The organism is Akkermansiaceae bacterium, assembly GCA_017798145.1.
GTDB lineage: Bacteria > Verrucomicrobiota > Verrucomicrobiia > Verrucomicrobiales > Akkermansiaceae > Luteolibacter.
In genome coordinates this window covers 4,163,425-4,177,695 of the sequence record CP059069.1, presented here as the reverse complement: position 1 = coordinate 4,177,695, position 14,271 = coordinate 4,163,425, and the positions used below count along the sequence as shown (strand labels likewise).

Sequence of the window (14,271 nt, the reverse complement as noted above, 5' to 3'; positions counted from 1 at the left end):
CTAGGATGGCTCCGATGGATTTCACCTTCTCCAAGATCGGCCAAGGCCTGGCGGGCGGCAGCGGCATCGGCGACCTGATGGACGACCTCGGCCACGCCCTCGCGAGCGCAGGCCCCGACCTGAAAATGCTGGGTGGCGGGCAGCCTGCCCAGATCGCGGAAATCAACGCAATCTGGCAACAGCGGCTGCGCGAAATTTCCGAGAGCGAAGTGGATTCTCGGAAGATGCTCACCACCTACGATGCTCCGCAGGGCAACCCCGCCTTCATCCAGGCCATCGCGGATCTGCTCCGCGATTCCTTCGGCTGGGATGTCTGGGAAAAAAACATCGCCATCACCAGCGGCGGGCAAACCGCGTTTTTCTACCTCTTCAACCTCCTCGCCGGCGACATGCCGGACGGGTCAAAGCGCAAGATCCTCTTCCCCTTGGTCCCGGAATACATCGGCTACGCCGCCCAGGGACTCGATCCGGAAATGTTCCGTTCCTTCCGCCCGGAGATCGAGCACACCGGAGCCAACGAATTCAAATACCACATCGACTTCGGGAACATGGAGGTCGCCGACGATGTGGCTGCCATCTGCGTATCCCGCCCCACCAACCCCACTGGCAACGTTTTGACGGATGATGAGGTGAAACATCTTTCGGAAATCGCCAGGCAAAAGGGCATCCCGCTCATCATCGACAACGCCTACGGCGCCCCGTTTCCGGGGATTATCTTCACCGAGGCAAAGCCGATCTGGGACGGGCACATCATCCTGACCCTGAGCCTATCAAAACTCGGCCTACCCGGCACCCGTACGGGCATCGTGGTCGCAGCCCCGGAGATCATCCGCGCGATCTCCTCAATGACCGCCATCACCGGCCTCGCCAACCCGAGCATAGGCCAGCAGATCACCCTGCCGCTCATCAGCTCCGGGGAAATCCTGCGCCTCAGCCGCGAGGTCATCCAGCCGTTCTACAAACAGAAATCCGCCGTTGCCCAGGCTGCCGCACGGGAAATCTTCGGCACGCGTTTCCCATGGCACATGCACCGCAGCGAAGGCGCGCTCTTCCTCTGGCTCTGGTTCCCGGGACTGCCCATCACCTCCGCGGAACTCTATTCCAGGCTCAAGGCGAGGCAGGTGCTCGTCATCCCGGGCGAGCATTTCTTCTTCGGCTGCGGCGACGGGGAGTGGCCGCACCGCAACGAGTGCCTCCGGGTCTCCTTCGCGATGGATGAAGCAACTGTCCGCGACGGCCTCAGCATCATCGCGGAGGAGGTGGGGAAAATCACTCCGCCAGCCTGATCACCAGCCGCCCCCGCTCGATCCGCAGTTCCTCGATCCCGCTGATTTTCCCGCCTCCGAAAAGCTCGGCCAGCAGATCCTTGCCCTTCATGCCCCCGAGCCAATCGTTCGGAAGCGATGCGCCCCAGACCGTCAGGTCATCGAGCATGAGCGAGGGCTTCCCGTCCGCATCGCCAACCAGGAACCTTGCCTTCGCCTTCAGCTTTTTCCCGCCGACCACCGGCATCCCCTCATCCAGGTCGGTCTCGATCCGGGCGTGGATCTCATCAGTCGCCAGGGTGAATTTCAGCTTATCACCCAGATCCGTGTTCTGCGCCAGCAGCCCGTTCAGCTCGCGCTCGGTGATGACGATTTCCTTGGAGCCCGGCTGATAGTCCGGCTCGTCTGGAGCCGCCTCCATGCTCTCAATCTTCTGCTCCAGCGCCTGCGTTTCCTGCGCGCTCAGCTCCACGGGCTTGATCGGGCGATTGTACCAAAAATACGCACCGGCCACCGAGACAATCAGCAGCACAAAGACGATGGCTGCGATTAGCAGGCAGGATGGCCTGCCTTTCTTTGCCGGGAGCGGGGTTTCCATGGGTAACGTATCCATGGGCTAAAACTAAATCCCGAATCCCGCATGGCAAGTCCGCTACTTCAGAGGCTCCAGCACCCTGATCTTGATATTCCGGAAAGAAACCGGATTCCCGTGATCCTGCAAACAGATATGACCCGCATCCGCCGTTCCAAATCCCTCCCACTTAGCGAATTTCGATGCCGCCACTTTCGCCTTCCAGTCATCCGATCCGATCTCATACTCAACGTATTTCTCGCCGTTCATCCAGTGCTCGCACTTGTAAGTCCCGGCAGGCGTTTTCTGGCATTTCAGGACAAAGCTGTTCCACTCCCCCACTGGCTTCGTCGTATCCTTATCCGCCGCATAAAGCCCGTACATCCAGCCGGATTTCTGTGGATCGCTTCCCATCGCATTATCCTGGATCTGCGCCTCCGGCCCCGTCTTGTAGGGCGGGCCGTCGGTCTCCAGCACCTTGAACATGATCCCGGAGTTCCCTTTTTCCCCGATCTTCCAGTCGATGGATAACTCAAAGCTCTCATACTTCTCCCTGGTGATGACATCCCCTCCCCTGCCCTTCTGGGAAAACTCGCCGCCCTCCACCGTCCATGCGGCGGGCAATACATCCTTCCTGTAGCCACGGAAATGCTCCGAAGCATCCTCACCATCGAAAAGCAGCACCCACCCAGCCTCCTTCTCGGCATCACTCAAAACATTCATTGGGGGCTCCGCGGTCGCCACGGAAACAAGACATGCGAGGGACAAGGCAACGATCACTCTATTCATAGGTGAATATCTTCGTGAGCGCATCCGGACTGTCAAAGGAAATGCCACCCCCTTGTCGCACTGCGACATAATGCCCCATCAAGTCGCGCCATCCTGTCCCTATCCTCTACGCCCGCAAAACCGCCCAATTGCCACAAACCGCTGAATACCAAGACTTAACAGAATCAGAAACCATCCGGCACGCGGCCTGCAATTGGTCACGCAGCAACACCACCATTTAATATCATGTCAAAAATTCTAGGAATCGACCTCGGCACCACCAACTCCTGTATGTCCATCATGGACGGCGGCGAGCCAACCGTTCTTGAAAACTCCGAAGGTGCCCGCACCACGCCATCCGTCGTCGCCTTTGCGAAGAACGGCGAGCGCCTCGTCGGCCAGGCAGCCAAACGCCAGGCCGTCACCAACCCGAAAAACACGATCTTCTCCGCAAAACGCCTCATCGGCCGCAAGTTTTCCGAGCTCACCGAGGCCGACAAACGCATGCCTTACAAGATCGTCGCCGCCTCCAATGGCGACGCCCACATCCAGGTCGAGGTCGCCGGCGAGACCAAAACCTACTCCCCGCAGGAAATCGCGGGAATGGTTCTCGGCAAACTGAAAGCCGACGCCGAAGCAAAGCTCGGCGAGAAAGTCACCCAGGCGGTCATCACCGTCCCCGCATACTTCAACGACTCCCAGCGCAACGCCACCAAGGCCGCCGGTGAGATCGCCGGCCTCGAAGTCCTCCGCATCATCAACGAGCCCACCGCCGCTGCCCTTGCATACGGCCTCGACAAGAAAAAGGACGAGAAAATCGCCGTGTATGACCTCGGCGGCGGAACCTTCGACATCTCCGTCCTCGATATCGGCGACGGCGTTTTCGAAGTGCTCGCAACCGATGGCGACACCCAGCTCGGTGGCGACGATTGGGACAACGCACTCATCGAATACATCGTCGCGGAATTCAAGAAAGACCAGGGGGTCGATCTCTCCAACCAGGCAGACGCACTCCAACGCATCAAGGAGGAGGCCGAGAAAGCCAAGATCGCACTCTCGTCCAGCCAGTCCTACGACATCAACCTCCCCTTCATCACCGCAGACCAGAACGGGCCGAAACACATCCAGCTCACCCTTTCCCGCTCCAAGCTGGAGCAACTCACAGACAAGCTCTTCGCCCGCACCAAGAAGCCGGTCATCGACTGCCTCAAGGAAGCTGGCGTTTCCGCATCCGAAATCAACGAGCTCGTCCTCGTCGGCGGCATGACCCGCATGCCGAAAGTCGTCGAAATTGCCAAGGAACTCGCCGGACAGACCCCTCACCAGGGAGTCAACCCCGACGAAGTCGTCGCCATCGGCGCGGCCATCCAGGGCGGCGTGCTTCGCGGTGACGTGAAGGACGTCCTCCTCCTGGACGTCACCCCGCTCACGCTCTCCATCGAAACCGAAGGCTCCCGCGCCACCCCGATGATCGAGCGCAACACCGCGATCCCGACCAAGAAATCCCAAACCTTCTCCACCGCTTCCGACAACCAGCCCGCCGTTGACATCCGCATCTCCCAGGGAGAGCGCCCGATGTTCGCCGACAACAAGCTGCTCGGAAACTTCAAGCTCGACGGCATCGCCCCCGCACGCCGCGGCGAGCCGCAGATCGAAGTCACCTTCGACATCGACGCCAACGGCATCCTCCACGTCTCCGCCAAGGACAAACAATCCGGCAAGGAACAGAAAATCTCCATCCAGGGATCCTCCGGACTCTCCGAGGAAGAGATCGCAAAAGCCAAGGCCGATGCCGAGGCCCACGCCGAGGAAGACCGCAAGCGCGTCGAGAAAGTCGATGCCGTCAACAAGGCCGAGAATCTCGCATTCAACGTCGAGAAACAACTCGAGGAACTCGGCGACAAGGCTCCCGCCGAACTCAAGTCCACCCTTGAGGAAAAGGTCAAGGCCGTCCGCGACGCGATCACCAGCGACGACCTGGACAAGATCAACTCCGCATCCTCGGAACTCGAATCCCAGCTCCAAGCCCTCGCCGCCGCCGCCCAACAGGCCGGAGCCGCCATGGGCGCGGAACCCGACGCCGAGCCATCCGAAGCTTCCGGCGAATCCTCCGAACCCAAGAAAGCCAAGGGCAAGGTCGTCGATGCTGAAGTCGTCGATTAACTAAAATTTCCACTCCCACCATGTGTGGGCGTGGCTTCTCAAACCAAACAAGCAACCAACAAACCAAACGAAAAACATGGCAAGCATCAAACCACTCGGACAACGTGTCCTCGTAAAACGCCTCGAAGCCGACGCGATCAGCGCAGGCGGAATCGTCCTTCCCGACACCGCGAAGGAAAAACCGCAGGAAGCTGAAGTCCTCAGCCTCGGAACAGGCGGCAAGGACGAAAAGGGCAACGACATCGCCTTCTCCGTCAAGGTCGGCGACAAGGTGCTCATCTCCAAATACGGCGGCACCGAAGTGAAGCTCGACGGCGCCGAAGTCCTCATCATCTCCGAGTCCGACATCCTCGGCATCGTCGCCTAACGGCGAAGGGACATTTGGAATTGGGGATTAGGTATTCGGAAATTCCGTATCCGCTCGCCCAAATGTTCTTCACCAAATTATCCAATCACCAATAACAAATCACTATTACCCATTATGGCCAAACAACTAGTATTCGACGAAGCAGCACGCCAGGCACTCCTGCGCGGTGTTGAGAAACTCGCACGTGCCGTCAAGGCGACCCTCGGGCCGGCCGGACGCAACGTCATCCTCGACAAGAAATTCGGTTCCCCGACGATCACCAAGGACGGTGTTTCCGTTGCCAAGGAAATCGAACTCGAGTGCCCTTACGAAAACATGGGCGCACAGCTCATCCGTGAGGTTTCCTCCAAGACCAGCGACATCGCAGGTGACGGAACCACGACCGCAACCGTGCTTGCCGAAGCCATCTACAAGGAAGGCCTCCGCAACGTCACCGCCGGTGCCAACCCGATCTCGCTCCAGCGCGGCATCATGAAGGCCACCGAGGCTCTCGTCGCCGAACTGAAGAAGATTTCCAAGACTGTCTCCGACACCAAGGAAATCGCCCAGGTCGCAACCGTTTCCGCCAACTGGGACACCGAAATCGGCGGCATCATCGCCGAAGCGATGGACAAGGTCGGCAAGGACGGCACCATCACCGTTGAGGAAGCCAAAGGCATCGAAACCACCCTCGACGTCGTCGAAGGCATGCAGTTCGACAAAGGCTACCTCAGCCCATACTTCGTCACCGATCCGGAGACCATGGAGGCTTCCTTCGATAACGCGCTCATCCTCATCCACGAGAAGAAGATCAGCTCGCTCAAGGACATGCTCCCTCTCCTCGAGAAGGTCGCCAAGTCCGGCAAGCCGCTCATCATCATCGCGGAAGACGTCGAAGGCGAAGCCCTCGCGACCCTCGTGGTCAATAAGCTCCGCGGCATCCTCAACATTGCTGCTGTGAAAGCACCGGGCTTCGGCGACCGCCGCAAGGCCATGCTCGAAGACATCGCCATCCTCACCGGTGGCCGCGTGATCACCGAAGACCTCGGCATCAAGCTGGAGTCCGTTGAACTCACCGACCTCGGCGAAGCCAAGCGCCTCACCATCAGCAAGGACTCCACCGTCATCGTCGAAGGCGGCGGAACTTCCGAGGCCATCACCGGCCGCGTGAACCAGATCCGCCGTCAGATCGAGGAAACCACCAGCGACTACGATTCCGAGAAGCTCCAGGAGCGCCTTGCGAAACTCGCAGGCGGTGTCGCCGTCATCAACGTCGGGGCTGCCACCGAGACCGAGATGAAAGAGAAGAAAGCCCGCGTCGAGGACGCCCTTCACGCCACCCGCGCAGCGGTGGAAGAAGGCATCGTCCCAGGCGGTGGCACGGCTCTCCTCCGCGCTCTCGCAGCGTGTGAGGCAGGGGATTACCTCTCCGCGGCAACCAGCCTCGACGAGAAAACGGGCATGGGCATCGTCGCAAAAGCGGTCGAGGCTCCCCTCCGCCAGCTTGCCGCAAACGCAGGCCGCGAAGGCGCGCTCATCGTCGAGAACGTCAAGACCAACAAGAAAGGCCACGGCTACAACGTCGCAACCGATTCCTACGAAGACCTCATCGCCTCCGGCGTTGTCGATCCGACCAAGGTCACCCGTTCCGCACTCCAGAACGCGGCGTCCATTTCCGGACTCCTCCTCACCACCGAGGCACTCATCACCGATCTCCCTGCGAAGGAAGAAGGCGGCGGCGGCCACGGCCACGACCATGGCGGCATGGGCGGCATGATGTAATTCAAAGGTGGCGGCGATCTTCGGTCGCCGCCCCTCTCAAAAAGCCGGTCAGGGTAACCTGCCCGGCTTTTTCGTGCCGCGATCCCTCGCTACACGTGCTTGACCGTCATCTCAAGACCTCCCGTCATCTTGGCGATCAGGTTGTAAACCAAGGCCATGATCACCCCGGCAACGAATCCCAAGGCACCGTAAACAATCGGTAGTATGACGGCGATGACGATCATGCCGACCCCTCCCCCAAGCGCTGCCGCAGCGTCATTCGATCCCGCACCGGCAACCATCGCGATCAGCCCGAAAATCACAAGGAACACCGAAAAGAACAAGGCCAGCACCCCATAGAGCCCTCCGATCACCAAACCCGCCTGCACCACTGATATCGATACAATCCTTTTCTTGGTCGTTTCCATGATCCGGCCAGTGAAGCGGAATCCCCTGAACATGGCAACGACGAATGGGCATGGCCTAATTCCGTGAATGATGGGTGAAAACTTGCTGCACGGCGGACTCACTTCAGGTGCCGATCCAGGAAGCCGATCGCCCCGTCCACAGCTCCGCCCGGCATGAGGAACGCGGCGATATGACCCTTGGCGGGGATCCAATGCACCTCGTGCGGCACCCTGTGTTTCTTCAGCTCCACGAGCATTTCCAGCGTATGGTCGGGATTCACCAAGGTGTCCTTTTCCCCGTGGTAGAGGAAAACCGGCGGGCTGTTAGCTGTCACATGATCCACCGGAGAGGCCTCGCGATAGCGTTCCGGCACCTCCCCAGGTGAGCCGCCGAGGAAATCCCGGATCAGGTTCCCGTTCCCGTAGTATGTTAGATCTACAGGTGATGCACCCCCCACAACCGCACCTATGCGCGTATCTTCGCGAAATGCCGTCAGAAGCGCGACGTAGCCCCCGGCGGAATATCCGTACGCGCCGATGCGTTCCCCATCCATCCCATATTCATCGGCGTGATCCCTCATCCAATTCAGCGCCTGCTTCGCATCCAGCAGCGGGGCCGGATACTCCCAGTCAGGAGCCATGCGGTAGGTGATATTGAAAACGACATATCCGCGATCGGCGAGTTTTTCCGCGATTCCGGCCATCTGCCAGCGCCCGTCTTCCGACACCCGGCCATCGCCATGGATGAGCAGCACTCCGGGAAGCTTTCCGGGAAGTGCCGGTCGGTAAAGATCCCCCTTGAGCTGCTTCGCCCAATCCTGCGGGACATAAACCACATCACGTTTCCTGAGGTTCCCGGAAAACGACGGCATCCCGGGAAGCGGGATGCAGGAGACGAGCACCGGAAAAACCCCGGCAGCCAGCAAGCCCATCCTCATGGCCCGGGGGGGGGAGGAGTCAGGCTTTCGATGATGCGTTTTTCCGCAGCCTCCTCGATGATGCCCGCATCCCGCAGGGCTGTGGCGAGCTGCTTGGCGGTGGCGGTCTCCACATCCGTGAGCGGCAGGCCTTTCTCCTTGGGCGGGCGGATCTCAAGGTTCGCCATCACCTTGTCGAGGCCGGGCGAGAGTGCCGGGTCGATAATCGTCCCGACCTCCGCCTTCGCGCCCGCCTGCGGGCCGGTGCGGACGGGCGGCAGATCGCCTTGCTTCATCATGTCGAGGGTATGGAAATCAGCTTCGTAGCCGAGCTTGCGGAAGTTCTCGTAGTTCGCGCGCAAGGTTTCGCGGACCAGGGTTTCCTTGACCGGGGAAGCCTCCTTGTCGCCGTCCATCGCGAAGTATTTCTCCTCGATGCCGAGGCCGCGGTTGATCGAGGTTTCCGGCGGCAGGCCGAGGTTGTTCGCCTCCGCGATCAGGCCGACAGCCTTGACCAGCGATTTCCTGGCATCCTCCGCATAGAACTGCCGGAAGAACGAACTGTCGCTGCTGAGGGATTTCAGCTCCGCGACGATGGCCGCCTGCTTGTTGCGCTTTTTCACGTATCCGAGCGCATAGAGCCCGACGACGATCACGAGGATGACCCCGCCCGCGCGGGTCAGGATGTAGCGGAGATTGATGTCTTCCATGGTGGCTTAGGTCCAGATCGATTTCGGTTTCTGCGGCTTGGGTTTCTCTTCGAAAAGGTTTCTTTCGCGGGCGTTGAACACGGCTTCCTCGCGGCTGATCAGGCCGTTCTCGTAGAGTGCCTTGATGGATTGGTCTATGGTGCGGTTGCCCTCCTTGAAGCCGATCTCCATCAGGCCGACGACCTGCTCCATTTTCTGTTCCCGGATGCAGGTGCGGATCGCGTAGCTGGGGCGCATCACCTCGGAGGCGAGGATGCGGCCTTGCCCGTCGGCGCGCGGCAGCAGCCGCTGGGAAATGATGCCCTCCAGCACGCCCGCCAGCTGGGTGACGATCTGCGGCTGTTGGTCCGAGGGGAAAATGTCAACCAGCCGGTCTATGGTCTGCGGGGCGTCCGGAGTGTGGAGCGTGGCAAGCACAAGGTGTCCGGTTTCCGCAGCGGTGAGCGCGATGCGGATTGTTTCAAGATCGCGTAGCTCGGACACCACGATCACATCCGGATCCTGCCGCAGGGTCTGGCGGAGGGCTTTCGGGAAACTGCGGCTGTCGTTGCCGATCTCGCGCTGCTTGATGAGCGATGCACTGTGCTGGAAAAGGTATTCGATGGGATCCTCCAGCGTGATGATGATTCCGCTGCGCTGCTCGGAGATGCGCTTGATCATCGAGGCCAGCGTGGTGGATTTCCCGGAGCCGGTCACGCCCGTGACGAGCACAAGCCCGCTGCGTATCCCGCAGAGATCGTGGATCACCGGATGATGGCCGAGGTTTTCCAGCTCAGGGATCACCTCGCTGATGAAGCGGAAGGCGGCTTCGGCATGACCGCGCGCCATGTGGACATTGCCACGGAAACGCCCCACACCTTCCACCTGCAGGGCGTAATCGAGTTCCAGTTCCTCCTCCAAGGTCGCACGCTGCGCTTCGCTGAGTGTGTCGATGATGAGATCCCTGACGATCGCCGGGGAGAGCACTTCGTCTTCAAAGGCGACAAGCGAGCCGTTTACCCTCGCGCAGGCCGGGGCCCATGCGCAGAGGTGGAGGTCGGAACCGCCGCGGGTGACGGTTTCCCTGAGGTATTCGGTGATTTCGCGTGGCATGTCGGTGATGGGTCAGCTGATGCCGCGCATTGCACGGTCGAGATCCTGCGGCCGGGGGCAAGCGTCGCGCGCGACCTCGAGCTCCAGGTAATTCTGTTTCACGGAGGCAACCAGATAATCGAGCGCCGAGCAATTCACCGTGCCGTCGGATTTGTTGATGTGATCCTGCAGGTCCGCGAGGCGTTTCTCTGCGATCCAGCGCCGCGATGCCGCTTCGTTCTGGAAATATTCGAGCGCCGGGAAAAGCCCGCCGCCATACTTCGGGAGGAGCTGCTGGGAGATGACGCCGACAAGCTGCTTGGAAAGCAGGTGCATCCCGCCCTCCACCCCGCTGCCTAACAGATGGGTGAAGCGGTCGATGGTCTCCACCACGCCACCGCTGTGCATCGTGGAGATCACCAGGTGGCCGGTCTCCGAGGCATGCAGCGCAGTCAGGGCCGTCTCCGCATCGCGAATCTCGCCGATGAACAGCACATCCGGGCTCTGGCGCATTGCGGCACGGAGTCCGCTGGAGAAGTTCTCCGAATCCAGCCTCACCTCGCGCTGGGAGAACAGGGACTCCTCGTTTTCGAAAAGGAACTCGATGGGATCCTCCAGTGTCACGATGTGCCGTGCCTGGTTCCGGTTGACCCAGTTGAGGCAGGCCGCGACGGTCGTCGATTTCCCCGAACCGGTGGGGCCAGTCACGAGGATGAGGCCGTTCGCGCGGCGCATCCAGGATTGGAGGAGATCGGCAGGCATCGCAAGGTTGGTGAGATCCGGGATGTCATCGCGGATCGGACGCATCACGGCGGCGAGGCGGCCGAGCGTATGGTAGAGGTTCACACGCAGGCGTTTGCCCTCCGGGAGCTGCCAGGAAATGTCCGCCTCTTTCTCCAAGCCGGGATCGGCACCGCATTCGTTCCAGAAATCCCGCATCACGACGTGGGGGACCGGCCCTGGGTGCAGCTCTATGACCTTGCCCTCGCGGCGGATGCGCGGCGGCTCCGCCTCGATCAGGAACACGTCGGTGGCCTTGTCACGGAAGGCATCCCGAATCAGTTGTTGCAGTGCATCGTCCATCTGGTCTCACGGCTTCCGTGCGAAAGCCTTGCGAATTCTAATCATACGGACAGCCGAAAGAAGTCAAATCATCGCCTCCCTGACATTTTCTGGGCAAGCGATCCGACCGGCCAACCCGACGACCGCAGACAGAAGCACGCCTCCCCGAACGCTGTGACGAAGTGCAGGAAACCTGCCTCCAGCCGCCGCGGCGCCTGATCCTATCCACCGTTGCCAGCGCAGCACCGGCAGGCATGGCAATACCCGCCATCAGGGTCCTGAGGAAGATTGGGAGGACTTGATTCACGTCACCTCATCGGGAGCGGGTTCTCCGGAAATCAATCCGCCCTGGCGAGGATCCACATCAGGTCGGAAATTCGGTTCAGGAAAAGCCGGACCGTTTCAGGCACTTCCCCGCCGCCCGCATGGAGAGCGAGAACATCCCGCTCCGCCCGGCGTGCGACGGTGCGTGCGAAATCCAGGTGCGCCCGCGCCATGGAACCCTCCGCCCCAGGCACCGCCCAATGGGTGAACCTCACACCTGCGGACTCTTTCTCCTGCGCGGTTTCCGTGATCCATTCCAGATCCTCCTCAGTGATGTGCGAATAACCCTTCTCCAGATATTTCCCCTGATCCTCCGGCAGGCACGCAAGCTGCCCCATCAGCCCGAAAAGCAGGTTCTGCACGCGATCCAGGGTGGCCGTGTGTTTCCCATCTGCGGCGCGGGCGAGGCCGATGGCCGCGTTGAGCTCGTCGATCGTGCCCAGCGCGGCGAAGCGCGGTGAGGTTTTGGCAATCCGTCTCCCGAACATGAGATCGGTTTCCCCGTCGTCGCCGCGCTGCGTGATGATGCTCATTTCCCCGAAGATGGACGTTGAAACACGGCGGGCAACAACGAAGATACCCTCCAAGGATGATTGATACGGAACGGGCGAACAAATTGGAGCGGGCGGTGTGCGCGGTGGTGCGGGGGCAGGAGGAAACGGTGCGCCGGGTGCTTGCCTGCATGTTCGCCGGCGGCCACGTGCTGCTGGAGGACTACCCCGGCACAGGCAAAACGACGCTGGCCAAGGCGATCGCGAAATCGGTCGGCGGCGCGGAGTTCAAACGGGTGCAGTTCACCCCCGACCTACTCCCCTCGGACATACTCGGCGTCTCCATCCTCGATCCGCGCACCCAGGAATTCCGCTTCCACAAGGGCCCCGTCTTCACCGATATCCTGCTGGCGGACGAGATCAACCGCGCCTCGCCGCGCACCCAGAGCGCGCTGCTTGAGGCGATGGGTGAGCGGCAGGTGACGGTGGAGGGCACGCGCCACGATCTCGACGGGCTCTTTTTCGTGATCGCCACCCAGAATCCGGTCGAGTTCCGCGGCACCTATCCGCTGCCCGAGGCCCAGATGGATCGCTTCGCCATGCAGTGCAAGCTCGGCTACGTCAGCGCGGAGGACGAGGCGATGATTCTCGCCGACCAGCGCGAGAGCCATCCGGTGGACTCGATGGAACCGGTGCTATCCCGCGAGGAGTTGCTTTCCGTTTCCTCCGCCTCCCGCAAAATCCGTTTCAGCGACGAGCTGCGACATTACGCGGTCTCGCTGGTGGCGGCCACCCGCGGCATCCCGGAGATCCAGCTCGCCGCAAGCCCGCGCGCATCTCTCGCGCTGATGAAGGTTTCGCAGGTCATCTCCCTTTTCGAAGGGCGCGAGTTCGTCGTTCCGGAAGTGATCCAATCCGTCGCCGAGGATGTCATCGCCCACCGCCTCGTTCTGGCCCCGGAATCGAAATACTCCGGGATGGACGCGCGTCAGGTCGTGCGCGATCTCATCGCCAGGGTGCCGGTTCCTGCCTAGTGATTTTTTCAGGAAAATGAGCGCCCGCTTCCGCATCCTGCACCTTTTCTACCATCGCGGCGCGGCCTTGCAGCATTGGTTCGGAAGGCGCATCCGCCCCGCCGGTGCGGGCGCGATGGTCATCGTCTCCATCGGCAGCTTCATGAGCGTGGGCCAGCCGCGGAATTCCATTTTCCAGATCTTCTGTTTCTCCCTCGGCATGGTCGCCATCAGCCTGGTGTGGGTGCTTTTCCGCAGGGCCAAGCTTTCCGCCAGCCTCGATCTCCCGCGCCACGCCACCGCCGGCGAGCCGCTGCGCTACACGGTGCGCCTTGAAAACACCGGCAGGCGCACCCTGCGCGGGGCTAAGCTCGGGCAAACAGGCCCGGATCCGCGTCCGGGGCTGCGTGAGTTCGCAGCCGTCAGCGAGCCCGGCGAGCACGAGCGCAACCTCTTTGACCGCACCATGGTCTATTACCGCTGGCAGTGGCTGATGGCGCGCAAGGCCGGCTTCCGCGCGACCGAATCGGAGGAAACCCTGGAGCTGGCACCGGGCGAGCGGCGCAAGGTCGCGATGCACCTCACCCCCATCCGGCGCGGCATCATCCCCATGGGCGATCTGCGCGCACTGCTTCCCGATCCGCTCGGATTTTTCCAGAAATGCCGTAGCATAGAGACAAAGCCGGCTCGCCTCGTCGTCCTGCCAAAACGCCACCGCCTGCCCCAGTTCGTCATGCCCGGCTCCGCCGCGTTCCGCATCGGCGGCGAGGAGACCAGCAACGCGATCGGCAGCGCGGGCGAGTTCGTCGGCCTGCGCGATTACCGTCCCGGCGATCCGTTGCGGCAGATCCATTGGAAAAGCTGGGCGCACACCGGCCGCCCCATGGTCAAGGAGCTGGAGGACAATTTCTTCCCCCGCTACGCCTTGGTTCTGGATACATTCGCAGGGTCTCCGGATGAGAGCGTGTTTGAGGAAATGGTCTCGGTCGCCGCTTCCTTCATCGTCGGACTGGACAGGAGCGAATCGCTGTTAGACCTGATGTTCATCGCCGGCGAGGCACATACCGTCACCGCCGGGCGCGGCATGGAGCGCGCGGAAAAACTCCTTGAGGTGCTGGCGGGTGTCGGCATGGAGGACGATGAGCACCTCGATCTGCTTGCCGCCAGCGTCATCCGCCACCGCGAGAAAATGACCTCCTGCCTGATCATCCTCAACGGCTGGGACGGCCACCGCTCGGAGTTCCTCGGGAAGCTCATCAAGGCCGGCATACCCTGCGTGCCTCTCGTCGTCGGCAACGGCCCGTCGCCCCCGGGTGTCATCGGGCACTGGCTGGAGAACGGGCACGTCGCCCGGGATCTCATGCACTTGCCTGCGGGGCTTTCCGCTGCGACATAGATGAAC

Annotated in this window: 14 protein-coding genes; 6 read left to right on the top strand and 8 right to left on the bottom strand. The window is 61.3% G+C overall.

The genetic code is table 11. The features are described from left to right. Positions 1 to 14: 14 nt before the first annotated feature. A complete protein-coding gene (locus HZ994_17855) occupies positions 15 to 1,286 on the top strand; it encodes a valine--pyruvate transaminase (protein ID QTN34104.1) in 1,272 nt (423 codons plus the stop codon). Here the strand turns inward: HZ994_17855 and HZ994_17850 are convergent. Further along, complete coding sequence (locus HZ994_17850) at positions 1,270 to 1,878, bottom strand: hypothetical protein (protein ID QTN34103.1); 609 nt, start codon at positions 1,876 to 1,878, stop codon at positions 1,270 to 1,272. The two genes, HZ994_17855 and HZ994_17850, sit on opposite strands and share 17 nt — an antisense overlap. Before the next feature lie 39 nt (positions 1,879 to 1,917). Next, positions 1,918 to 2,559, bottom strand: coding sequence for a DUF1080 domain-containing protein (locus HZ994_17845; protein QTN34102.1), 642 nt, complete (start codon positions 2,557 to 2,559; stop codon positions 1,918 to 1,920). Positions 2,560 to 2,850: 291 nt separating this feature from the next. Here HZ994_17845 and dnaK point away from each other — a divergent pair, with 291 nt between their 5' ends. From dnaK to groL, 3 genes are all read left to right on the top strand, one after another. Next, positions 2,851 to 4,767, top strand: a complete 1,917-nt coding sequence (gene dnaK / locus HZ994_17840) for a molecular chaperone DnaK (protein QTN34101.1) — start codon at positions 2,851 to 2,853, stop codon at positions 4,765 to 4,767. 76 nt (positions 4,768 to 4,843) lie between these two features. Beyond that, positions 4,844 to 5,134, top strand: coding sequence for a co-chaperone GroES (locus HZ994_17835; GenBank protein ID QTN34100.1), 291 nt, complete (start codon positions 4,844 to 4,846; stop codon positions 5,132 to 5,134). Positions 5,135 to 5,245: 111 nt separating this feature from the next. Then, on the top strand, positions 5,246 to 6,895 hold the full coding sequence (gene groL / locus HZ994_17830) for a chaperonin GroEL (GenBank protein QTN34437.1): 1,650 nt from the start codon (positions 5,246 to 5,248) through the stop codon (positions 6,893 to 6,895). Between the two features lie 89 nt (positions 6,896 to 6,984). Here groL and HZ994_17825 read toward each other — a convergent pair whose 3' ends face one another. The 6 genes from HZ994_17825 to HZ994_17800 form a co-directional block, all read right to left on the bottom strand. Continuing rightward, positions 6,985 to 7,335 carry a hypothetical protein gene (locus HZ994_17825; GenBank protein QTN34099.1) on the bottom strand — a complete coding sequence of 117 codons (351 nt, stop codon included), beginning with the start codon at positions 7,333 to 7,335 and terminating at the stop codon, positions 6,985 to 6,987. Between the two features lie 65 nt (positions 7,336 to 7,400). Continuing rightward, positions 7,401 to 8,219, bottom strand: a complete 819-nt coding sequence (locus tag HZ994_17820) for an alpha/beta hydrolase (protein QTN34098.1) — start codon at positions 8,217 to 8,219, stop codon at positions 7,401 to 7,403. Further along, positions 8,216 to 8,908 (bottom strand): hypothetical protein, encoded by a 693-nt coding sequence (locus HZ994_17815; protein ID QTN34097.1) that lies wholly within the window; start codon positions 8,906 to 8,908, stop codon positions 8,216 to 8,218. The genes HZ994_17820 and HZ994_17815 overlap by 4 nt, the downstream gene beginning before the upstream one ends. Positions 8,909 to 8,914: 6 nt before the next feature. Then, positions 8,915 to 10,000, bottom strand: a complete 1,086-nt coding sequence (locus HZ994_17810) for a PilT/PilU family type 4a pilus ATPase (GenBank protein QTN34096.1) — start codon at positions 9,998 to 10,000, stop codon at positions 8,915 to 8,917. Between the two features lie 12 nt (positions 10,001 to 10,012). Next, positions 10,013 to 11,062 carry a Flp pilus assembly complex ATPase component TadA gene (gene tadA, locus HZ994_17805; GenBank protein QTN34095.1) on the bottom strand — a complete coding sequence of 350 codons (1,050 nt, stop codon included), beginning with the start codon at positions 11,060 to 11,062 and terminating at the stop codon, positions 10,013 to 10,015. A gap of 317 nt (positions 11,063 to 11,379) precedes the next feature. Further along, positions 11,380 to 11,898: a cob(I)yrinic acid a,c-diamide adenosyltransferase gene (locus HZ994_17800; protein QTN34094.1), complete on the bottom strand. Its 519-nt coding sequence runs from the start codon at positions 11,896 to 11,898 to the stop codon at positions 11,380 to 11,382. Positions 11,899 to 11,954: 56 nt separating this feature from the next. Between HZ994_17800 and HZ994_17795 the strand changes: the two genes are divergently transcribed. Then, entirely contained in the window at positions 11,955 to 12,890 is a 936-nt protein-coding gene (locus HZ994_17795; GenBank protein QTN34093.1) for a MoxR family ATPase, read from the top strand. A 16-nt stretch (positions 12,891 to 12,906) separates the two neighbouring features. After that, a complete protein-coding gene (locus HZ994_17790; GenBank protein QTN34092.1) occupies positions 12,907 to 14,265 on the top strand; it encodes a DUF58 domain-containing protein in 1,359 nt (452 codons plus the stop codon). Positions 14,266 to 14,271: the final 6 nt, after the last annotated feature.